The organism is Belliella aquatica (genome assembly GCF_014637795.1).
Taxonomy (GTDB): Bacteria; Bacteroidota; Bacteroidia; order Cytophagales; family Cyclobacteriaceae; genus Belliella; species Belliella aquatica.
In genome coordinates this window covers 24,536-46,861 of the sequence record NZ_BMFD01000014.1, presented here as the reverse complement: position 1 = coordinate 46,861, position 22,326 = coordinate 24,536, and the positions used below count along the sequence as shown (strand labels likewise).

Annotated in this window: 23 protein-coding genes; 11 read left to right on the top strand and 12 right to left on the bottom strand. The window is 38.2% G+C overall.

What is annotated here, in order from left to right; translation table 11 throughout:
• Window positions 1-153: 153 nt before the first annotated feature.
• Genes IEV57_RS15580 through IEV57_RS15565 form a run of 4 tightly spaced genes read right to left on the bottom strand, consistent with a single transcriptional unit; the run spans window position 154 to window position 4,454 of the window.
• The gene (locus IEV57_RS15580; RefSeq protein WP_188443973.1) at window positions 154-912 is read right to left on the bottom strand and encodes a M15 family metallopeptidase; all 759 of its coding nucleotides are present in this window, start codon (window positions 910-912) and stop codon (window positions 154-156) included.
• Window positions 913-914: 2 nt separating this feature from the next.
• On the bottom strand, window positions 915-1,673 hold the full coding sequence (locus IEV57_RS15575) for an SDR family NAD(P)-dependent oxidoreductase (protein WP_188444024.1): 759 nt from the start codon (window positions 1,671-1,673) through the stop codon (window positions 915-917).
• A gap of 19 nt (window positions 1,674-1,692) precedes the next feature.
• Window positions 1,693-3,219 (bottom strand): alpha,alpha-trehalase TreF, encoded by a 1,527-nt coding sequence (treF, locus tag IEV57_RS15570; protein WP_188443972.1) that lies wholly within the window; start codon window positions 3,217-3,219, stop codon window positions 1,693-1,695.
• On the bottom strand, window positions 3,216-4,454 hold the full coding sequence (locus IEV57_RS15565; protein ID WP_188443971.1) for an MFS transporter: 1,239 nt from the start codon (window positions 4,452-4,454) through the stop codon (window positions 3,216-3,218). Before IEV57_RS15565 ends, treF begins: the two co-directional genes overlap by 4 nt.
• Before the next feature lie 174 nt (window positions 4,455-4,628).
• On the opposite strand from IEV57_RS15565, the gene IEV57_RS15560 reads away from it, so the two are divergent.
• Window positions 4,629-5,255 (top strand): SprT-like domain-containing protein, encoded by a 627-nt coding sequence (locus IEV57_RS15560; RefSeq protein WP_188443970.1) that lies wholly within the window; start codon window positions 4,629-4,631, stop codon window positions 5,253-5,255.
• On the opposite strand, the gene scpB is transcribed toward IEV57_RS15560, so the two are convergent.
• The 4 genes from scpB to IEV57_RS15540 all read right to left on the bottom strand — a co-directional run bounded on the left by scpB (window position 5,252) and on the right by IEV57_RS15540 (window position 9,875).
• Entirely contained in the window at window positions 5,252-5,812 is a 561-nt protein-coding gene (gene scpB, locus IEV57_RS15555) for an SMC-Scp complex subunit ScpB (RefSeq protein WP_188443969.1), read from the bottom strand. The genes IEV57_RS15560 and scpB overlap by 4 nt on opposite strands.
• Before the next feature lies 1 nt (window position 5,813).
• Window positions 5,814-6,197, bottom strand: a complete 384-nt coding sequence (locus IEV57_RS15550) for a TraR/DksA family transcriptional regulator (RefSeq protein ID WP_188443968.1) — start codon at window positions 6,195-6,197, stop codon at window positions 5,814-5,816.
• Between the two features lie 112 nt (window positions 6,198-6,309).
• Window positions 6,310-6,465, bottom strand: a complete 156-nt coding sequence (locus IEV57_RS15545) for a hypothetical protein (RefSeq protein ID WP_188443967.1) — start codon at window positions 6,463-6,465, stop codon at window positions 6,310-6,312.
• A gap of 65 nt (window positions 6,466-6,530) precedes the next feature.
• Entirely contained in the window at window positions 6,531-9,875 is a 3,345-nt protein-coding gene (locus tag IEV57_RS15540; protein ID WP_188443966.1) for a lamin tail domain-containing protein, read from the bottom strand.
• A 188-nt stretch (window positions 9,876-10,063) separates the two neighbouring features.
• Here IEV57_RS15540 and IEV57_RS15535 point away from each other — a divergent pair, with 188 nt between their 5' ends.
• From IEV57_RS15535 to IEV57_RS15525, 3 genes are all read left to right on the top strand, one after another.
• Complete coding sequence (locus tag IEV57_RS15535; RefSeq protein ID WP_188443965.1) at window positions 10,064-11,053, top strand: aspartate-semialdehyde dehydrogenase; 990 nt, start codon at window positions 10,064-10,066, stop codon at window positions 11,051-11,053.
• A 1-nt stretch (window position 11,054) separates the two neighbouring features.
• A complete protein-coding gene (locus IEV57_RS15530; protein ID WP_188443964.1) occupies window positions 11,055-12,248 on the top strand; it encodes a class I SAM-dependent methyltransferase in 1,194 nt (397 codons plus the stop codon).
• A 158-nt stretch (window positions 12,249-12,406) separates the two neighbouring features.
• On the top strand, window positions 12,407-12,946 hold the full coding sequence (locus IEV57_RS15525) for a virulence RhuM family protein (RefSeq protein WP_188443963.1): 540 nt from the start codon (window positions 12,407-12,409) through the stop codon (window positions 12,944-12,946).
• 126 nt (window positions 12,947-13,072) lie between these two features.
• Here the strand turns inward: IEV57_RS15525 and pheS are convergent, their stop codons facing one another.
• Together pheS and IEV57_RS15515 are read right to left on the bottom strand one after the other, a co-directional pair.
• Window positions 13,073-14,101 (bottom strand): phenylalanine--tRNA ligase subunit alpha, encoded by a 1,029-nt coding sequence (pheS, locus tag IEV57_RS15520; protein ID WP_188443962.1) that lies wholly within the window; start codon window positions 14,099-14,101, stop codon window positions 13,073-13,075.
• Between the two features lie 77 nt (window positions 14,102-14,178).
• Window positions 14,179-15,369, bottom strand: a complete 1,191-nt coding sequence (locus IEV57_RS15515; protein ID WP_188443961.1) for an RsmB/NOP family class I SAM-dependent RNA methyltransferase — start codon at window positions 15,367-15,369, stop codon at window positions 14,179-14,181.
• A gap of 155 nt (window positions 15,370-15,524) precedes the next feature.
• On the opposite strand from IEV57_RS15515, the gene IEV57_RS15510 reads away from it, so the two are divergent.
• From IEV57_RS15510 to IEV57_RS15480, 7 genes are all read left to right on the top strand, one after another.
• The gene (locus IEV57_RS15510; protein WP_188443960.1) at window positions 15,525-15,809 is read left to right on the top strand and encodes a hypothetical protein; all 285 of its coding nucleotides are present in this window, start codon (window positions 15,525-15,527) and stop codon (window positions 15,807-15,809) included.
• Window positions 15,809-16,165, top strand: coding sequence for a magnesium citrate secondary transporter (locus IEV57_RS15505; protein WP_188443959.1), 357 nt, complete (start codon window positions 15,809-15,811; stop codon window positions 16,163-16,165). Before IEV57_RS15510 ends, IEV57_RS15505 begins: the two co-directional genes overlap by 1 nt.
• Window positions 16,166-16,192: 27 nt before the next feature.
• Complete coding sequence (gene prmC, locus IEV57_RS15500; RefSeq protein WP_188443958.1) at window positions 16,193-17,026, top strand: peptide chain release factor N(5)-glutamine methyltransferase; 834 nt, start codon at window positions 16,193-16,195, stop codon at window positions 17,024-17,026.
• An 86-nt stretch (window positions 17,027-17,112) separates the two neighbouring features.
• Complete coding sequence (locus IEV57_RS15495; protein WP_188443957.1) at window positions 17,113-17,583, top strand: hypothetical protein; 471 nt, start codon at window positions 17,113-17,115, stop codon at window positions 17,581-17,583.
• A gap of 104 nt (window positions 17,584-17,687) precedes the next feature.
• On the top strand, window positions 17,688-18,515 hold the full coding sequence (locus IEV57_RS15490; protein ID WP_188443956.1) for a hypothetical protein: 828 nt from the start codon (window positions 17,688-17,690) through the stop codon (window positions 18,513-18,515).
• Window positions 18,512-19,186, top strand: a complete 675-nt coding sequence (locus IEV57_RS15485; protein WP_188443955.1) for a response regulator transcription factor — start codon at window positions 18,512-18,514, stop codon at window positions 19,184-19,186. The genes IEV57_RS15490 and IEV57_RS15485 overlap by 4 nt, the downstream gene beginning before the upstream one ends.
• Before the next feature lie 6 nt (window positions 19,187-19,192).
• On the top strand, window positions 19,193-20,518 hold the full coding sequence (locus IEV57_RS15480; protein WP_188443954.1) for a sensor histidine kinase: 1,326 nt from the start codon (window positions 19,193-19,195) through the stop codon (window positions 20,516-20,518).
• Window positions 20,519-20,536: 18 nt separating this feature from the next.
• Here the strand turns inward: IEV57_RS15480 and IEV57_RS15475 are convergent, their stop codons facing one another.
• Window positions 20,537-21,154 carry a thiamine pyrophosphokinase gene (locus IEV57_RS15475; RefSeq protein WP_188443953.1) on the bottom strand — a complete coding sequence of 206 codons (618 nt, stop codon included), beginning with the start codon at window positions 21,152-21,154 and terminating at the stop codon, window positions 20,537-20,539.
• Window positions 21,155-21,181: 27 nt separating this feature from the next.
• Entirely contained in the window at window positions 21,182-22,174 is a 993-nt protein-coding gene (locus tag IEV57_RS15470; protein ID WP_188443952.1) for a dipeptidase, read from the bottom strand.
• Window positions 22,175-22,326 lie beyond the last annotated feature (152 nt).

Below are 22,326 nucleotides of genomic sequence, written 5' to 3'. Positions count from 1 at the left end.
TAGAGGGTAGATTTTAGATTCTGTGGTTCTCGCAAAGTTGGCTAAGGTGCAGAGGGCGGAAAGATTTTAAGTCTCCAGAAGAAAAAACAGTGTCCATCCGTGTTCATCTGTGGTAAATTAAAATCCGTGGAATCTGCGGAATCTGCGTGAGATCTACTTTACCATTCCGAATTTCTCCGCAGCTTCTTTCCTTGAAAAAGCATTGAAATGCCACCACTCAGATCCGATTCCGGTGAAACCTCCATGCTTCATCACTTTCCTGAGAATTTCTCTGTTTGATATATGTTCTTGTGTGATTTTTCCTTCTTTGAGCATTTGGCTTTCTCTGTCGGGATATGCAGGATAGCCGAAATAATCATAACTCGTTCCCATATCCAAAGCCTTACCTGTTTCAGAATAGGCCAATGTCAAGTCCATGGCAACACCATAATTATGCAATCCCCCAACTTTCGGATCAGCAACATAAAGTGGCTTGATACTGTCAGGCTTATCCAAATTATCCCACAAAATCTGCTGAACAGACTGAGGACGTACGCCATCATACACTAAAAAAGTCAAGTCAGGATGCTCTTCTTTCAGTTTTTCGAAAGATTTGAGCAGCATCTCTGCTACAATTGGCTGGATATAGCAACGTGTCAACTCTCCATAAACATCTTGACCAAAAAAATTATCAGTGGTAGAATATTTCAAATCCACATAAACCTCAGGAATGATTGTCTCGATATCTACCAATCCTGCATCAATTAGGCTTTGTTCAAGTTTGCCGATAAACTCATCGGCAGCAATAATAATATCTTCAGTCTGCTCAAATATTTCTTCTACTGCAATCTCTGTTTGCGCTTGCTTCGTCTCGCAGGACACAACAGAAATGATCAAAAGAAAAAGAAGATATTTATTCAGATTCCGAGCCATATCTATAAGTTTTTGTTCACAATCGTCGCCGAAGCTTGAGCGGTCGGGAGCATCACAATATCTGCAAGCACCACATGCTTTGGTCTGCTCACGGCAAATGCAATGGTATCTGCAATATCCTCAGGGAGTAAAGGCTCAAAACCTTGATATACTTTATCCGACCTCTCAGCATCACCTTTAAATCTGACTATTGAGAATTCAGTTTTTACCAAACCCGGATGAACGCCTATCACTTTGATCCCATAAGGATTCAAATCCATGCGCATTCCATTCGTGATCGCATCGACTGCATGCTTAGAGCCGCAATACACATTTCCATTCGGATAGACTTCTTTACCTGCAATCGATCCAATATTGACTATGATACCTGATTTTCTAGCTATCATAATGGGCATTACTTCGTGGGATACATAAAGTAAACCTTTAACATTGATATCCATCATGGCATCCCAATCCTCCAAAGAACCCGATTGAATGGGGTCTAGGCCATGGGCATTCCCTGCATTATTGACCAAAACATCTATGTTTTTCCAATTATCAGGCAATCCTGAAATAGCTGAGTGCACAGCTTCTTTATCTCTAACATCGAAGCAAAGTGGAAAAAAATCTATTCCATCAGGCAATTCTTCTTTCAAAGAATCCAATCTCTCCTTTCTTCTTCCCGTTGCGATAATATGATAGCCAAGTTGAGCTAATGCAATCGCTGTTGCTTTTCCGATTCCTGAGGTGGCTCCTGTGATGAGGGCAATTTTTCTATCCATAATTTCTAAAACCAATTCTTTATTTAGCATTTTCCTTCAGCCAAGCTTTCATCGCCAGATAAACTCCGTTTGTCCAGCCAAAGCCATCTTGCACAGGATATTCTCCTCCCCCAGCTTCCAAGGTTAGATCTTCCACATTATATTTTTCCATCATCTTGCCTGTTCGTTCAAAAACAGACTCATTGAGTTTCGTCCATCTTTCTGCAAGTATCCTAGCCATGTCTTCTCTGCCGTAATTTAACATCGCCTGAAATCCAATCCACTGTAATGGAGCCCAGCCATTGGGCGCGTCCCATTGCTGTCCTGAATTGATCTCTGTGGTGACAAGTCCGCCAGCTTTCAAAAAGTGTTTTTCTACATAATCCAACACCCGATCTGCTTGAACAGGTTCTACGATTTTTGCCCAAAGGGGATAAAGCATCGCTAAAGAGGGTCTATCGACTTTTTCTTTGAACTTGATGTGAAAATCAAGGAAAATCCCTCGCTCCTCTTCCCAACAATAGCGCTCAATACCTTCTATTCTATTCTTTCTGAAATTTTTCATTCGGGTGATGACTTGCTCATCTTCACCATACAGCTCCATCGAGTCAATGATGATTCTCTCTGTTTCTGCAATCAATACGTTCAAATCCACAGGAACCAGAGCGATCGTTTGGACACTTTTAAGATCCATAGGGTCGTATAACCACCTAGAACTGAAATCCCATCCTGACTCGCATGCGGCTCTGAGGTTACGGTAGAGCTTCTCCGGATAGCGCCTGCTCTGATCTGAAAGTTCTATATCCTCCACGTAGGATTCTGCTCTTGGTGTATTCTCATCATCCCAATATCTATTCAAGGCAGTGTCGTCATCCATTCTGACCACTCTCTTGTAATATTTTCCAGGCAATGGAATCTCTGTCTCGCCTTCGATCCAGTATAAATATTCTACCCAGATTTCAGTCAAATAATCTTTAATGACCTCCTTATCGCCTTTTACTTCAGCCAAGAGTTCAACCATTTTGGAAAAAAATGGCGGCTGAGATCTTGAAAGAAAATAGGTTCTATTCCCATTGGGGATATGGCCAACTGTCCGAATAAGGTGAGCAAAATTTTCCACCATATCCTCTATCAAATCTACCCTTCCAGAGGCTTTGAGCCCGAGCATGGTAAAATAACTGTCCCAATAATAAATTTCCTGAAATCTCCCACCAGGAACAATATAAGGTTGTGGCAGCGGAATCAGGCTCGAGCCTTCCACTTCTTCATCTGCATCGCGTGTCAGGTAATCCCACTGAAGTTTCAGCCTTTGTTCTAGGTTGATTCCTTCAGGGAATTGCATTTCTTTATGCTCAATTTCCTCAGGTAGGATGAAATTCTCTTCAATGAAAGTCCTTAGATCGAAATCCTTACTTTTTAAGGCTCTGTAGAAATCGCTTAAAATATCGTGTGCATCTCGTTTTGGAATACAATCCACAAACGTTTTGGAGTCAGGGAAGACCCCACTCATCTGCACAACCTCAAAAAGTGCTAAATATAAATCCTCTGGCTGTTCGTAAAATTTCATTCGGCTTGTTTTCTTACTTGTCTATAGAGCAAAATCAGCACCACACATAGTGCTGCAATAGGTAATAAGGAGAAATAAAAGGCATTAGTTCCTCCGTAAGCTTCAAATATATGTCCTGTGACTATCGACCCTGTCGTCCCGCCCAATGCTGAGAAAACAACGATCAAACCTGACATAGAACTTTGCATATATTTTGGCAGGGCACTTAGCACAACAGAATTGATCGTAGGATAAATTGGTGCTAAGAAAACTCCTAAAATCGGAAAAAGATAGACAACAAAAGGCGCATTGAACCAAGTTATCGTTTCGGTAAGTTCAGGCTGATTGGTGGTCAAGGGCAAAGTTAAAATCACACAAACGCCAACCAAAATGGTACACGTTAAGGTGAAAGTGAGCCAATGTATTTTCCGAAGAATAATTCCTGCCAATAACCTTCCCACGGCCAGTGCTCCTGCTAAAACTGCCCCTGCTTGGATTCCCATACTTGCAGGGACTTGTAGCACATCCTGATAGAATGTAGGCGTCCAAGTCATAAAACTCTGCTCGATCAAAACAAATAGAAATGCCGATGCGGCAAATACCAACACCAAGGGCTTGATAACCAATTTGAGCATTTCCATAAAATCCTCCGAGGCCTTTGAGTCTTCCCTTCTAGACTCTGATTCATTGATCTGGGCAAAGTACAAAAGCAAGGCAGCCATTAAAGTCATGGCTCCCAGATACCAGTAAATATTCAGCCAAGTACTCGAATTGGGGTTGGCATCATCAACAAACAAGCTGAAGAAGACATTTCCCAGAAGAACGCCCACCATAAAGAAACCTTCTATTGAGCTCATCAAGCTGCTGTGTTCCTTGGTACTGTTCGTTACCAATCCGATGGTAGCGAAAACAGACACTTTGATCACAGCAAAGGAAATTCCTACTACAGCGAAGAGCAACTTGAAATACCAAAACTCATCCGCCGCCATCGGCATCATAAAACAAAGTCCGGCCACAGCAAAAAGGGCAATCAACATCCCTTTTCTGATTCCTAACTTTGGAAGAAAAGAAGCTACAATGAATGAAAAGATTGCAATAGGTAAATCTTTGAAGCCTTCAAGAACTGAAGCTTCTGCCTTGCTCACATCATAAGTGCGCTGCACTTGCAGGATAACTGCACCGACCGAATTGAGCAAAACGGCAAAAACCATGTAATTGAAGATCAACGAAAGCCGAACGAGTAATTTTGAATTCATAGATTATTTTAAAGTAAAAATCAAACCCAACTTCTCCACATCAAAACTCACTCTAATATGTTGATTTAAATTTTAATTTCGTCTATCAAAAAAAGAAAATGTACAACAGAGGCTGAATCAATTTGAAAAATCCATTTTCCTAACGATGATAATTTGATCTCTTCCTATATTAGCATGGTGAATAAAGATCAGAGTTTTTACGAGGCCTTCGAGAAGCATGTCCCAAAAGGGGCTGTAAATTATTGCTTCGACATATGGAAAGAGGATCCTTTCAATTTTTACATCACAAGAGAAAGAAACACGAAGCTGGGTGATTTTCGCTACAGGAGAGACAAAAAAGTGCAGACGATCACAATCAACCACAATTTAAACCCTTATCAATTTCTAATCACTTATGTTCATGAAGTAGCTCATTATAGAGCATTTACAAAGTTTGGTCTCAGGATCAAACCTCACGGGGGAGAATGGAAAAAGTCATTTCAAGAATTAATGGAGCCTTTGCTTGAAGTGAATATTTTCCCAAGAGATATCTTGATTCCACTAAAAAGACACATGATAAATCCAAAAGCAAGTTCAGGATCTGATTTTTTCTTGATGGTAGAACTGCGCAAATTTGATCAAGCAGAAAAGGGGGATGATGTCCAATATTTACAGCAAGTCAAAATAGGAACACAATTCGAAATTCGCGGACGCCTCTTTGAAAAGTTAGAAACTCGTCGGACTCGTGTACTTTGTTTAGAAATCGGATCTGGAAAAAAATACCTGATATCAAGTCATGCAGAAGTGAGAATCAAAAGCTAATCTTTTACTTCACCGATTTGATTTTCTTCTGAAGTGAAATCTTTCGGCTGTGGAAGATCAGTAAGTGCGTTGATTCCAAAATATTCCATGAATTTTTCACTCGTACCATACAAAATCGGCCTTCCGATGGTTTCTGCTTTCCCCTTAATAGTAAGAAGTTCCTTCTCCAATAATTTTTGAATTGAATAATCGCAACTCACTCCGCGGATTTGCTCTACTTCTGTTTTTGTAACAGGTTGTTTATAAGCAATAATAGAAAGTGTTTCCAATTGTGCAGTGGAAAGTCGTTTTTGAGATTGCTGCTTAAGCAAAATCGAAATACTGCTTTGATAAGCAGGTTTGGTTAAAAATTGATACCCTCCAGCAATTTGCTCAAGTCCAAAAGAAAAATCCTCGGTGGCATATTTCAACTGCAAATCTGAAAGTGCAGCTAAAATATGCTCCTTAGGTAATTCTGATTCAAACATCTCAGAGAGACACTTTTGAATTTCATCAGTGCTGATCGGTGAAGGAGAGCAAAAGACCAATGCTTCAATATGTCTGTGCAGAAAGTCCAAATTACTTTTTCGCTAATTTTGCTTCAATAGAATGCATCGTGTGCGGAACCGCTTTCAACCTTTCTTTTGCAATCAGCTTACCCGTGTCTACGCACACGCCATAAGTTCCATTCTTGATTCTTACGAGTGCATTTTCTAAGTTAATAATAAACTTCTGCTGTCTCGCTGCCAATTGACTCATGTTCTCTCTTTCGAGCGTATCTGCTCCATCTTCTAAAAGTTTGGATGTAGATGCAGTAAAGTCAGTTCCAGTATCATTCTTCTTGCTCAGTGTTTCTTTCAGTGAATTTAACTCTGCTTTAGCAACACCAAGTTTTTGTAATATTATCTCTTCAAATTCCTTTAATTCGTCAGGGGAATAAGCTGTTTTCTGATCTTGACTCATGGCCTCGTAGTTTAGTGAAGTTATACTCTTTTTAGACCCATCAGGTTTAAAAGTTGCTAAAATACACTTAGGTTTTGGAAATCAAAAATAAAAAAACCGCACAAGGCGGTTTTTAATTTATTGAGAGGTTTTGAAGTCTCTTTTCGAGTAATTTTTCATCCATTACCAAGCGGTATTTCATCCTGAGATAGCGCTGAATAACTTGAATTGTTTTCCCTTTTTCTACAAAGTAGGTTCTTAAGGTTTGAGCAATAATGTCATGGTTCATTTTAGGTGTCTTTTGAGGTTCAGGCTATCAAAATATGAAATATTAAATTGGTATTGAAATATTTCTTAAAATTTTGTTGCAACAACCACAGTTTTTTTTATTTGATTTACATTTCCCTGCATGTCAAACAGGTCGATAGTAACAACATAATAACCGGGTCTCACTTTTCTACTGCTCGAATCTGTTCCATCCCAAGTATAAAATCCAGAGGTTCCCCAAATATCATTTTGACACAATTCACGTATCAATTGACCACTTACCGAGTAGATTCTGATTGTTGCTAAACTGCCAGCTTGATCCATTTTGTATGAAAGTGTTGTGAAATTTTGCTCACCTGCCGCATCAGGAACAAATACCTTTGGATTGATTTTGATTCCAAAATCAGCCGAACCTTCAAATAGATTTGAATTTCTGAATCCCGGACTTGCATACCCAACAGAAGCAGATGCTGATTTCCAATTTTCCGGATTTTGAGTTGGCTCCGTAGGTGATAGCCGCTCAAGAGAAACCCCTCTAACTTCCTTCAATAAGCGATGATGCATTTTTTCATTATATGAGAAAATATCAACAAGCTCTTCCTCCGGATCAAGCCAGACAACGTTCCCTGCTGCTTGAGGATAACTTGGCAGGGAAGAAAGTTCCACAAAGTTGTCGTTGACTCCTTTAGGATATTCTGATAAAAGCCTATTACTATCCGTCGTAAATACCAAAAAGCTTTTTGGAGCAATTATCAAATCAGCATTGGATACAATTCGTCGATTTGCTATTTCATTATCAGAATTCAAATTCGCGAGCTTCCAGTCTTTCAGGTTGATAAATTTATCGGATTGATTGTAGACTTCAACGAACTTTGGTCCTCCTGTATTGGCATTGAAAAGCACCTCATTGATGATGACATCACCCAACTCAGCAGGAGATGGAATGGTGAAATTAGCTTCATTTTCACCTTCTCGAATCAGATTCCCCACACAATCTCTTAGCCCTTTGACACGAATCAAATATTGCGTTCCTTCCTGAATGATTTCTTCAAAAGTCACGATCAAAGTTTCTTGATTTTCTCCTATGCTGACTGATTGAATTGCCAAATTTGGACTTAATTCCCAAGTGAGATTTTCTAAATTGAGACTCAGACTTTTTGAAAACTCAAGTGACACTTGATTTGAATTATTCACTTTTGCGGTCAGCAAAACAGGATTCGACATATCAGGAGTATCGTCAAACACAGAATTTACTTTTCCAGGCGTCCCGCGTTCAGCTGCAATGGTGGTTCTTACATTTCCCGATAAATTGCACTTGATAAACGGATTAACAACTTCAAGGCTATATCCCCCTGAGGCAAAGGAACTTCCTCCAAAACTGGCTGTAGTAAAATTGAGACTGTCAATTACCAATCCAGTATTATCAAAAAGCTTCACTTGATCCGCCGAGTTGAGAAGCGTTGGCCAATTGGTCAATCCCATTACTCTACCATAACTTGTGAATTGAGAGATTTGAGTTCTTGGACAGAGAATCACATACTCTTGAGGCAAGATTACCTCATTGGATAATGTGGTCGTTCTTCTCGAGTTTGCCAATTGGAATCCTCCCAATGAAATCGGACTATCACTTGGGTTAAAAATCTCTATATATTCCACATTAGGAAGTGAATTTCCAGCTCTTGGGGCTGGCATAATTTCATTGATGATTAGGTCTTTGAAAGCGAGATTTCTAGGTGCCTCGTAGATAAAAGAAAATGTCATCTCGTCCATAAAATTTCCCGCAAGATCGGGGATTCCCGAAACCTTAATAGAATATTCTAACTGATCTTCAAAATCGAAGCTCCATTTTAAGAGAACAGAACTTAGATCTTCCTGAAGAATCACTGAGCTTGGATTTTGGTCATTGATACTGTAATTATTTAAAATCGCACCAAAGACAGGGTCAATTGGCTCCGAGAAAATCACTAAAACTTCATCCTTCTGGACGCCAAATACTCGGACAAGTTCCGGAGGAGTTGCATCCCAAACAAATTCTCTAAACGAGCCATTGAGCATCTTACCTTTGGGTGATTTCCTCGGAGGAATGCTGAGCGTGTACACCACATTCTCTTCAAATTCTGATATAGAATTAAGGTTAAATGATTTTTGGTCATTAGAATTCTCGACTTCAGAAAAGACAAAATCTGTATCTAGGACAGAAAAATCACTTGCCTCAAATGAAGAAAAATCCAATTCAGAAAGTGAAAGCACATTGATTTGATGTGCTTTGATCGCATAAATAGACTCGATTTCATCTGTATATAGGAATGTTCGCGATTGAGGCTCACCAATTTCCAATTCTGAATTTCTAAGGGCATCAATTTCTATTTTTACTTCATGATCTAAAAGAAGCGCATCTGATAACTCAAGAAAAATTGTAAAGCCATTTTCATCAATTGTACTCAATAAAGGGCTCTTCCCGTTTATTTTGAATTTGGAAGTTTGGCTGACATCTGCACTTAAAAAAGGATGACTAAAACTCAACCTCATCAATTTTGGGTTTTCTATAAGAATGCTCCCTAACTGGATATTTTCATTGTCAACTTCAAAAGCTATCTGTTCAGTCAGGATTTCTTTGTCAGACAAGATATCTTCCAAAAGCAATGTAAATTTACTTTTTGGCAGAGGGTCAAAAGTCTGAATTACAGCAGTATTTTCATCTACAAAATTAACCCCTTCAACTTTTGTTCCTTGAAGGGTAATCTGCGTTACATCAAAATTCCGAATCGCTCTGTCAAATTGAATTTGTAATTCATAAGGGTTCAAAATGATGGTTTGATCTATTTGAATTGGGTCTACTTGCTGATCTCCTGGAAAAACCCCAAAGTCATCCACTACAACCCTTGCAGCAGAACCTGATCCCGAACCATACTTGATTTCAATTTTCAAATAAACACGTTCTTCTTGCGCGTAGCTTTGAGGAATCGCTAATTCATATAATTTGAAATCAGAATTTTGATTACTGAAAGTATCATTATTCCCGATTTGAATGGGTGAAGAATATTGCACTTGATCATTGGAAAAAGAAATGAATACCAAAGCTGAGCGGCTTCCTGAGCCATTTTGAATCGTCTTTGCAAAAAAGGCAACTTTAGGTTCAGTGATGTCAGACAAGTCTAGCTGAGTATAAAGTACACCATCAAAAGTACTGATCGGCTGTACAGCCAATGCTCTAGAGCTATTTCTTCCTTCTTGATTGATCTGAAAAACTCTTGCAGAAGTACTTCTAACTTCATTTGCAGACCAAAATGGTAAAAATTCATCAGGATGATTTACGATCTCAAAGTTGCTTTCAAAATCCTGAACTTGGGCAAAAGTTTTGGAATGTTCAAAATACCCAAAACCGAGTAGGGAAAAAGCAATAAAACCCCACATAAAACAAAGGATCCTCATGAACTAAATTTACAAAATCACCTTTAAAATATTTGGAAATTAAACGTTTAAATCATTTTTCTTCTAAAATCCTTAAACAAAAGGGCATTTCTTTGATGTTTAACCAATTATCGCCGCCAAAGGAGTTCATTTTGAAAATTCTTGACTTACCTTTGCGGTTCAATTTTAACAAATCAAAAACTATTAAAATGAAACTAGCCGTTGTAGGAGCTACCGGATTGGTAGGCTCAGAAATCCTAGAAGTGCTGGCAGAGCACGATTTCCAATTTGATGAATTACTCTTGGTCGCAAGTGAAAGATCCGCAGGGAAAAAGATGACTTTTAAGGGTAAGGAATACACGATAATTGGACTTAAACAGGCAGTTTCTGAGAAGCCTGACATCGCTATTTTTTCGGCAGGAGGAGACACTTCCAAAGAATGGGCACCACAATTTGCAGCAGCTGGCACTATTGTCATTGACAATTCCTCGGCCTGGAGAATGGACCCAAGTAAAAAATTGGTCGTACCAGAAATCAATGCTAAAGATCTCCGAATCGACGACAGAATCATAGCAAACCCAAACTGCTCCACCATCCAAATGGTGTTGGCACTTGAGCCATTGAGAGCAAAATATGGGATCAAAAGAATCGTGGTGTCTACCTATCAGTCTGTAACAGGAACTGGAAAAGCCGCAGTAGACCAAATGATGGCTGAGCGCGCAGGAGAAAAAGCAGAAATGGTCTATCCACACAAAATAGATTTGAACGTACTTCCTCACATTGATGTATTCCAAGCAAATGGCTACACCAAAGAGGAAATGAAGATGATCAACGAGACGAAGAAAATTTTCAGCGATGATAGCATCCAAGTCACGGCAACGACAGTAAGAATCCCAACAATGGGTGGTCACTCTGAAGCTGTCAATGTGGAGTTCCATAAAGATTTTGACTTAGAAGAAGTAAGAAGCCTGCTCGCCGCTGCTCCTGGAATAATCGTACAAGATGACCCCGCAAACAATGTGTATCCAATGCCATTGACAGCACACAAAAGAGATGAAGTGTTTGTCGGCAGATTGAGACGAGATGAATCTCAGGCCAACACATTAAATATGTGGATAGTGGCAGATAACTTGAGAAAAGGCGCCGCTACCAATGCCGTGCAAATCGCAGAATACTTAGTAGAACACAACTTGGTATAATTTGGATATTAGCCAATTCGATACTGAAACCTTCAAACAATTTGTGCAGGATCATCTTCATGAAGTTCCTGCACAATTGCTTTTAAAATATGCTGGAAAGACCAAATTTGATCTCAAGTTTGCAGTGCAACAAATCCATGCAAGGCAAAAAGCCAAAAACAAAATCCCTTCTTGGGCTGTAAACCCAAATTTACTTTTCCCTGCATCCATATCCATGGAACAGGCTTCTTCGGAAGATACTGCAATTTTCAAAGCTGAATTGGTAAAAGGAAAATCCATGATCGACTTGACAGGAGGCTTGGGAATTGACACTTATTATTTGGCGCAGAATTTCGAAAAAGCAATTTACTGCGAAAGACAGGAAGAGTTAGCAAAAATCGCTCAACACAATTTCAAGCAGCTCTCTCCGGATAAATTCACGGTCATCCAGGGTGATAGCTTGGATTTTCTTTCCAAAAGTCAAGAGTTTTTCGACCTAATTTATGTAGATCCTGCCCGTCGTGGTGGGCAAAATCAAAAGCTTTACAAATTGGCGGATTGTGAACCTGATGTGGTGGTGCATTGGGATTTGTTGAAGTCTAAAGCTGAGAGCATTTTGATCAAAGCCTCTCCAATGCTTGACATCAAGCAAGCGCTGATTGAGATTCCAGAAATCCAACAAGTGTGGGTCATCTCTGTCCGTAATGAAGTCAAGGAAGTGCTCCTCAAATGGCAGCAAGAACCCAAAATAGAGTACCAAAAAATCATTGCTGTCGATCTACACCCCGATAGGAAAAGAGAATTCTCTTTCACTTTTGAAGCGGAGGAAAAAGCCGAAAGTGTTTTAGGAGCGGCAGGGAACTATCTCATCGAACCCACGTCAAGTATCCTCAAAGCGGGTGCTTTCAAGATATTTGGACAGCATTTTGGCTTGAAAAAACTCCACCCAAATAGTCATCTTTTTACTTGTGATGCATTACCAGCTGAACAGATTCCAGGACGGATTTTTAAAATCTTACAAGAAATTCAAAATCCCAAAAAGGAATTGAAACAGCTTGTTCCTTCTGGAAAAATCAATGTCATCACGAGAAATTATATACTCTCCCCTGACGAGTTCAAGAAAAAATATAAACTAAAAGACGGCGGTACACAATTCCTGATTGGGACAAAATCAGGTGAAAAGTATGTGTTGTATTTGGTGGAATTGGCTAGGTAAATCTTTGAAAAGGAATTAAAATTTTAGCGTAAAAATATTTTATGCTCCTGTTAAATTAAATTTAAGATATTGCCTTTTTTCTCTTAAAAACACTTATTTTAGAGTTTATTAAGCTTTTTTATTGATGGAAATTAGTGCCATTTTAATCAGAATCTACAATGACAGACCTCGCTTCAGAAAATAATTTCATTCTTTATACAGCTCCGAGTGGAGAGGTATCGCTTAAAGTTTTGATACAAAATGACACCATTTGGCTTACACAAAAAGCAATGGGATTGATTTTTGAAACGTCTCCACAAAATATCACTATTCACCTCAAAAATATATTTCAAAGCAGGGAATTAGATGAATACTCAACTTGTAAAGAATTTTTACAAGTTCAAATAGAGGGTGGCAGAGAAGTATCAAGGAGATATAAAATGTATAACCTTGATGCCATTATTTCTGTAGGCTACCGGGTAAATTCTGCTAAAGCTACCCAATTCAGAATTTGGGCGACCAAGACCCTTAGAGAATATATCATCAAGGGATTTGTGCTTGATGATGACCGATTGAAGCAAGGGGAAACACTTTTTGGCAAGGACTACTTCAAAGAATTACTTGAGCGAATTCGCTCTATCCGTGCAAGTGAGCGTCGTATTTACCAACAAATCACAGATATTTTTTCAGAAAGCTGGAGAGGAATACGAGAAGTTTAATAAAACTCAAAAAATTGTTTCAGACTTTGACAGAGAAATCAAAAGACTGAAAAAATAAAAGCTTGGATTTGATAAAACCCAAGCTCTCGAATTATTTATACTTTTTCTTCAATACCTAATCATCAATCAAAGCATCGGTCTAAACTGCTTCAAAAATCTGACATCATTCTCAGTGAAGAGTCTTAAATCTTTGATTTGATACTTGAGCATCGCGATCCGCTCGATTCCCATACCAAAAGCAAATCCTGTGTATTTTTTGGAATCAATACCGCAGTTTTCAAGGACGTTTGGATCTACCATCCCAGAGCCACCGATTTCTACCCATCCTGTACCTTTGCAGACATTACAGCCAGAACCTCCACAGAGTTGGCAAGAGATATCAATCTCCGCACTTGGCTCAGTAAATGGAAAGTAAGAAGGTCTGAATCTCACTTTGGTCTCTTTGCCAAACATTTCCTTCGCAAAATGATATAGTGTATTCTTCAAATCAGCAAATCCCACATTTTCATCCACATAAAGCCCTTCCACTTGATGGAAGATACAGTGTGCTCTTGCTGAAATCGCTTCATTTCTATAAACCCTTCCAGGAGAAAGTGTCCGAATAGGTGGTTTTTGATTTTCCATCACCCTCACCTGCACAGAGGATGTATGTGTTCTCAAAGCGATGTCTGGATTTTTCTCAATGAAAAAAGTGTCCTGCATTTCTCTTGCAGGGTGATTTTCAGGAAAATTCAGAGCTGTGAAATTATGCCAATCATCTTCGATTTCAGGTCCTTCGGAAAGGTTGAAGCCAATTCTTTCAAAAATCTCTATAATCCGCTGACGTGTAGCTGTCAAAGGATGAATCCCTCCGACTCCCACGTTTGTTGGCGGAAGTGTCAGGTCAATATCTTGTGATTTAGATTGCTTTTGGCTGTTGTTTACCTTATCGATCAATTCTTGGAATTTCTCTTCAGCAAGAACTTTCACCTCATTGATCAACTGACCGTAAGCTTTCTTTTCTTCATTAGGGATATTTCTCATTTCAGCAAAAAGCTCCCCAACGACACTTTTTTTACTGATATATTTCATTCTGTAAGCCTCCAGCTCATCTGCGTTTTGAGCATCTGTGGCGGCTATTTCAGATTTTATTGCGTCTATTTTATCTTGTTGCATCGGATCAAGAATTTTGGAAATCACAAATCTAAAAGATTCTGATTGAAAGGCAGATTAATTATGGAATAAAAAGGTGCTTAAGCCTTCTTTTTGAGTTTGGCGATATAAAACCCATCAAAGCCACTTTCTTGAGCCAGCACTTTTTGATCTTCAATCAATTCAAAAGGTTTACCTTTCTCTGAGGCAAGGAATTTGGCTACTTGATCTTGATTTTCACTTGGCAAAATACTGCAAGTCGCATAAACCATGATCCCACCTGGCTTGACCATGGTAGAATAACTTTGAATGATTTCCTGCTGGATTTCCTGAACTTTTGCCACTGACTCCGGCGAGATTTTCCATTTAGTATCCGGATTTCTTCTCAATACACCTAAGCCTGTACAAGGCACATCAAGTAAAAGTCGATCTGCTGTTTCCTTCAGTCTCTTGATCGTCTTATTCCCTTCGATCACTCGTGGCTCAATGATGCTGATCCCAGCTCTTCGCGCTCTCAATTTTGCATTTTGAAGCTTCCAACCTTCGATGTCCATAGAAAGGATTCTGCCCTTATTTTCCATCAAGGCTGCAAGGTGTAGTGACTTTCCGCCAGCTCCAGCACAAGCATCGATCACACGCATCCCTGGCTCTACTTCCAGAGCCTGAGCCACCAATTGTGAAGAAGCATCTTGTACTTCGAACATACCCGCTTTGAATGCTGGGTTTTTAAAAATATTCTGTCTTTTTCCAAGTACCAAGGCATCTTTGTATCCTTTTGGCGCATAGGTTTCGACACCTTCTTCTGCCAAGCGATTCATCAAATCTTCTCTAGAAATCTTGAGTGTGTTTACTCTCAAGACCACTTCTGCTTGGGTATTCAAAGTCTCGATTTCTGCATCCCATTTTTCTCCTAGGAGACTTTCACCCATTTCATCGAGCCATTCTGGAATAGACTGAAGCGTGGCTCTATCTTCAATTTTATTGAATTTGTGCTCCACCATCTTGGAATCTATACCTTTGAATTCTCGCCATTCAGGGAGTTCATTTCCTTGGAGCAACCAATAAGTCCCAAACAAATGGTAAGTATCATCTGAGGGGCTTACTTTATTGATTAATTTCCACCAGCGAACCATATCATAAACAGACTCAGCAATGAAACCTCTGTCTCTTGCTCCCCATTTGGGATTAGAGCGCAGGGTTCTTTCTATTACTTTGTCAGCATATCTATTATTCTTGAAAATATCCTCTATGGCCGTGATGACCCCATGGACTGTACTGGTGTGAAGTTTCATGATTTTACGTTTGAAAAAGCAAAGATAGGAAGAAAAGGATGGAATAAGGAAAAAGTCCAAAATTCAAAATATAATACTGAAAGATTATTTCGGTATCATCATTGCGGATAAGGTGTTTTTGAAGAATTAAAAATTAAGATGATTAACTTTGAGCTATGGGAGAAAAAAAATGTCCCCACTGTGGGCAATGGTCAAAATGGACTACGGATATCAACGACCTCTGTGAACATTGTGGAAAACCACTTGCCGGCAGAGATTTAGAATATAAGGAACAAAGAGATAGAGATACACAAGCCAACGAAGAACAGTGGGTCTTTTACATCAAAGAAACAGATAGTGAGTTTGTGAAGGGAATGAAAAAAGTTGGGAACTTCTTTTATACCATCTATCTGGCTATCATTACCTTTTTAGCTTGGGTTATTGCAGCACTACCTGGCTGATGACAGTATTCAAAAACTTATATTTTTTGACGGCTTGTGTTCTTTTTTGGATCAATCAAGCTGTCGAGCGATTGCTGGGAATTTATATCCCATTTATCCATGCATATTTAGATGACTTGCTGGCAATGCCTGTTGTGTTGGGATTGACTTTGCAAGTATTCAGATGGATTCACCCGCTGAAAAACTACTTTTATTTCTCTAAAATGCAGTTGACGGTAGGATGGTTGTATTTTTCCTTTCTCTTTGAAGTCTTGCTTCCTCGATGGTCTGATATTTACACTGCTGACATTTGGGATGTGGTTTGTTATGGAGTCGGCACGAATATTTTTGATAAATTCATCAATAGTAAATCTTAACTTTGTCTTTTCAATCAGCTTCAAAACATGACACTCCGATCGCTTTTCACTACATATTCAGAGAAACTCCAACCCATTTATGGAAAACAAGAAGCTGAAAGTTTGGTGTTTTGGCTATTTGAGGCTTTTTTTAATAAAGGAAAAATGGATGTTCTGAAAGACGAGGCTTTAGGAGAAATTCCTGAAAATTTACAATCGGCATTTTCCCAACTTTTAGAAAAAAAACCAATTCAATATGTTTTAGGAGAGGCACCCTTCTACGGTAGAGCGTTTAAGGTAAATGCTTCCGTGCTGATCCCAAGAAATGAAACCGAAGAACTCGTCCATTTGATCATCAAGGAAAACAAAAAACTCAATTTACGTATTTTGGATATTGGCACAGGATCAGGATGCATCCCGATTAGCTTGGCTTTAGAGATTCCTTCTTCGAAGATTTTTGCCTTAGATATCAGCAAAGAAGCTTTGGATGTAGCCAAAGAAAATGCTAAAAAGCATGAAGCACCTGTTGCTTTTTTTCAGGTTGACATACTGAATGAAGATATTCCTGTAAAAGATTTGGATATTATTGTCAGCAATCCTCCTTATGTCTGTGAGTCAGAAAAAGCTCTGATGCATGAAAATGTACTCAATTTCGAGCCGCATTTAGCTCTATTCGTCAAAGACAATGACCCACTTATTTTTTATAAAATCATCGCAAAAAAAGCAAAATCAGTACTGAGATCGAGTGGCAAACTCTATTTTGAAATCAATGAAGCTCTCGGAGAGAGGGTTCAAAACCTTCTCAAAGAACAGGGTTACAAAGAAATCATGATATTAAAAGACCTGAATAACAGAGATAGAATAGTAAAAGCTAAATTATAAAGTGCTAAATTTCATAAAATTAGCATTCTTCATCTTTGCTTCATTCTTTTGTTTTTAATTTGGGTTAAATAATAAATTAAACTGAAATGAAAAGTTTAACATTCTTACTTTTCTTTACTCTGTTGGCTAGCTACAGCTTGGCGCAATCAACAGAAAAAGAGAAAGCAAAACCAACTAAAACAGAATTACCTGAAAAGGTCGAAAAAGGCTCTGAAACAAGCCAAACGACAACAACGGTTGAAGCAAAAAAGGAAAAAGGAATTAGTATCTCAAGTGCAGCTAGAAAAAGCACTTTACTAAGAGAAAAAGCAATCGGAAGAAGTGATAAAGCAAATGAAAAATCAAATCTTGGTTCAGTGAATGCTGAAAAAGGAAGAGAAATATCGAATCAAGCTAAATCAAAAGCCAATAACAAACCCATTGTACCAGGCCAAGCAACGAGACCGAATATAACTGTCCCAACGGCAAGACCTACTCCACCTGTAGTAAGACCAACAAAACCGACCCCACCAGGAAAACCAGTGACACCTCCTGGAGGAAAACCAGGTGGAATTTAACCCTACACATAATAAAACTATAAATATGACAGGTGCAGCTTCAGGATGCACCTGTTTTTCGTTTAAATATTTATCTTTAGATTATCTATTCAAGATCGTCAAATATGAAATTTAAATTAATCACAGTCATATTTTTATCCTTAGCACTCATCGAATCGGCAGTAGCTCAAGACAATGATTCTAGTGATATTGCTGAAAAAGAGGATGTTTATGACTTTGTATTAATCAGTACCAAATACCAAAATTCTTTTCATTTCTTGGGAAGAGATTTTGGAGAAAATATACCACTTTTAACTGCTGATTTGATGTATTATTTCAATTCAGGAATTTATTTCAATGCCTCTTCTATTAAATTTTTACAAGCAGATTTGCCTTGGCAATACGCTCTAAGCTTAGGTTACAATAAAGATTTAAGTGAGACAACAGATATTAACGTAAGTTATACCCAATTTCTCGTCAATGAAGTTAGCGATGTCACAGGCATTCAAAACCTTGGCTTTTTACAGGCGACATTTGGCTGGGAATGGGGTTTTTTATACAGTAATATCCAAGGTCAATTTCTTTTCAACGAAGAAACGGATTACTTTATCAGCAGTTCTCACTCTCGGTATTTTGAATTTGACCAAAAACTATTTAATAAAATCACCCTTTCATTCGAGCCTAAGTTTACCTTGATGGCTGGTACATCACAGTTTTACCAAACAGGATATGACTTAAGTGGCCAAGAGAATCTAGAATTGGAAAAATTGCAGCTCTTAAGTTGGGAAGCCGTGTTACCCATTACCTTTGGAATTGGGTATTGGGACATAGGGTTTCACACAAGATATATCAACCCTTTAAATCTTCCTTCTTTCGATAGTTCTACCAAAAGATTCATATTCTCCGTTCAAACATCCTACGCCATTCCTATCAAAAAATCAAAGAGGTTATGAGAGTTTTATTAGTAGAAGATGAAAAACAACTAGGAATTGAAATCAAAGATTTCTTAGAGCGTGAAGGGTATATTTGTAATTGGTCACAAAATCTCAAGGATGCTTCTGAAAAACTAGCAATAAACCCTTATGATTTTGTTTTGCTAGATCTTGGACTACCCGATGGCAATGGATTGGATTTGATAAATGAAATCAATGCTTATCAGGAAGATGTATCTATCATCATCTTGACTGCGAGATCAGAGGTAAATGATAAGATCGAAGGACTGCAGCAAGGTGCTGATGATTACTTATCCAAACCATTTTCACTTCTAGAACTCAAGGCAAGAATGCAAGCAATTGCGAGAAGAAAAGGTGGCTGGAATAATAATCTTTTAGAAATTGGAGCTTTTCAAATGGATTTGAACAGCAAGTTGGTGTCACATGGGAAAGTGGAAATCCCTTTGACAAATAAAGAATTCCGACTTCTTCACTTTCTCATGATCAACAAAAATAGGGTCCTCAATAGGTTTCAACTTGCCGAACATTTGTGGGGAGATCATTTGGATGACGACCATCAATCCAACTATATTGACGTACACATTAAAAATATAAGAAAAAAAATGGGGGCCCTTGCTGATGTAGATTGGTTGGAGACTGTGCGCGGACTGGGTTACAAAATCAGAAAATAAAATTCAATGCGCATATCCAAGAAGTTACTCCTGTATAACCTGCTTTCCAAGGGACTGATTCTTTTGGTATTCTTGACCGCTGCGCCTTTTTTATTGAAATATTTTGCCTTCAACAACACAGACAATCAGCTTTTCGAAAAAAAGAATGAAGTCCTTGGAATAATTTCGGAAAGAGGAATGGATAACTTCATTACCGATGATGATCCCAGTATTGGTTTTGGATCATACAACATCCTCAAAGAAGAATATATCTTACTTGAACTTTGGCAATATGACAATCAAGTAGATACAATATTTGTAGAGGACAGAATTCTCGAAAAAGAAAAAGTAACCTATCGGGTGTATTCTCATACTTTTAAATTTGATGAAAACACATACATCCTGGAGATAGGAAGAAGCATAGAAACGATCAAAGACATCGAGTCTATTCTCTTTAATATTCTAATTGTGACTTTGATCATTTTCCTCGTATTGACTTCATTTTTAGACTCACTTTTCACGGAGAAAATCTTGCGCCCATTTAAGAGAATCATCACCAATAAGCTTTCTCAAATCCACGAACCCCAACAGTTTCCATACCTTCCAGAAACCACAACAACTGATGAATTCAAACTTTTGGACGAATCGATAACTGAGATGATGGGAAGGATTCAAAAGTCTTTCAATCAGGAGAGGGAGTTCATATCACATGCATCACATGAGCTCAAAACCCCCATTTCAATCCTTCAGACAAAAGTTGAGGCTCTTTTTTCAAGTGAAGAGGTCAGCGATAGGCAGATGGAAAAATTAATGGATATGCAATTGACAATTCAAAAGATGAAAAAGACTGTCAATGCACTTTTATTGATTTCTAAAGTTAACAATACCCAGTTTCTAAAATCAGATTCATTCAATGTAAATAAAATTATTGCTGACCTTAAAGAAGAAAGCATTGCCTATGCAGAAGATAAAGATATTGCCTTAATAATTGATCAAAATGAAGATTTCGTTTTATCAAACAGTAATCTGTCGCTTTGCAATATGATGATTCAAAATGCACTGATCAATGCATTAAAATATACTACAGAGAGAGGCGAAATAAGACTCAGTGGCCACTTTGAATCAGGTAGGTATAGCGTAAATGTAAAAGATACTGGACCAGGAATTTCTGATGAACTTTTGAAACAAGTAAAAGATGGTATAGTGTTTTTGAAAGATGTAGAGAAAGATAAGTCTGGTTTTGGACTACAAATTATGTATAAAATCGCATTATATCTAGGTATAGAAATCAGTATAAAAAGTAGCTCTAATGGAACAAATGTAAGTTTCCTATTCCCAATCAGTGAGCATTAATTCCTAAATACAATTTGATTAAACCTCCATCACAAATTCTCCAACCCAAAAAATCTTATCAGATTTTAATATTGTCGTACCTTCTTCCACCTCAACAAAAGTCGCATAGGTGATTCTATGAATCTGACTTTCACTATCTTCTTGAACCTCAATAAAAGTCCCCTCAGGAGCATGAAGCTGTAATGTCGCAGAAGAAAACCATTTTTTAAACACGCCATTTTTAACTGGAAAATACCGCATCGGTGCATCCCAAATTACTAAATCGAGGAAAGCCAGTTTCTCTTCCAAACTAAAAACCTGCTGATGATTGAATCCTATGATATTTACTGCCGAGTGCTTTGTCGCAATCAAGTATTGTAATCCATTTTCCAAAAACTCATCATTATCAACTCCTAAAAATTTAACTGGATACTGCTCTTCTAGTAGATGGTAGTTTTCTTTTTGGAAATCCATTTGTGCCAAAATCAAATCTATTTTTAGACCCCAAGATATGACCGTAAGTACTTCCTCCTGCGCTACCAAGACAGTCGGTGACCACTCAAGAAGTGGTGCTATTGTTTCATAACTGAAGCCTTTGGTATCCAAAATAAGCAATGCAGGTTCTTGTTGCTCCTTGACAAAATGATGTGAGGACATTGTTCTATTTTTTTTGAGAATTTACACTTAACTCCAAACTCTTGAAAAGAAATTTTGGGCATTTTTAAAAGCCAGCTTTTCGAGCTGCTTTGAGCTCATTCTACCAGCTAATGTGGTCAGGACATCGGGATATTTTCCAGCATTTTCGACGTTTGGAAAATAAAAAGGTTCTCTTCCAATATCAGCAAATCCCACTGTGTAAAAATAATCTGCACCGAAGCAGATTTGGTCTTCTGCAGCTTTTTCCAAGCCATACAAAATATGGTAATATATTCTATCTGGATTATCATTATCTAAAAATGCTCTTAGAAAATTCACTCCAATCAATCCTTTTCTATGAATAATCTCCTTGACAAATTCATCCGTCAGATTCCGTTTATGATTCCAAATCGATCGGAAGTTTGAATGACTTGCCAAAACTGGAACTTCTAAATTTTCTTTATCAATATGCTTTAAAATCCCCTCAGCCAGCAAGTCCGAAGTATGTGAAAGATCTACCGGCACATTCTTAATAGCCATGTAATCCAGCAGTCTTTTACCATCATCCTTCAGCCCAATTCCCTCTGTATAATTTCCGCCTCCAAATCGATTCTCCTTGTGATGTGTCAAGCTGATGTAAGCTACCCTTCCAGTTTTCTCTATGATTCTGTCCAAATTATCAATAGCCGTTTGGATGGGTACTGTTTCATTTGCCAATCCTGATGCACTTTCGATTGATGTAACCACACCAATTTTCTGTTGATTCGCTATTCCAGCAAGAAAATCTTTGTCAGCATATTGCAAATCATTTGAAAAGGTTTTTAAGATCTCTTGAAAATGAGTCACTTGCTTTGAGGCGAAATCCATGCTACCAGGAACAACATCTGTGAAGATGGCTAAAATCTGCAATTTGACATTTCCTTTTTTCAAAAATGGAATGGCACAAGCGATGTCCTCAGTCTTATCAGCACGTGCTCCGGGCACACTGGCTAAGTAGGAAAGTAAATCACAATGCGTATCGACGATGGGTAATTGAATCATAAGAATGGATTTGAAAATCAAAGAAACTCAAAAAATGACAGTTTTTTTATACTTTTAGCCTTCTTTTGAGTTAAGAATGTATTGAAAGTTAGTATGCAACACAGAGATGATGAAAATCATTTCTATCGCATTGAAAAAGAAAAACCAGATAA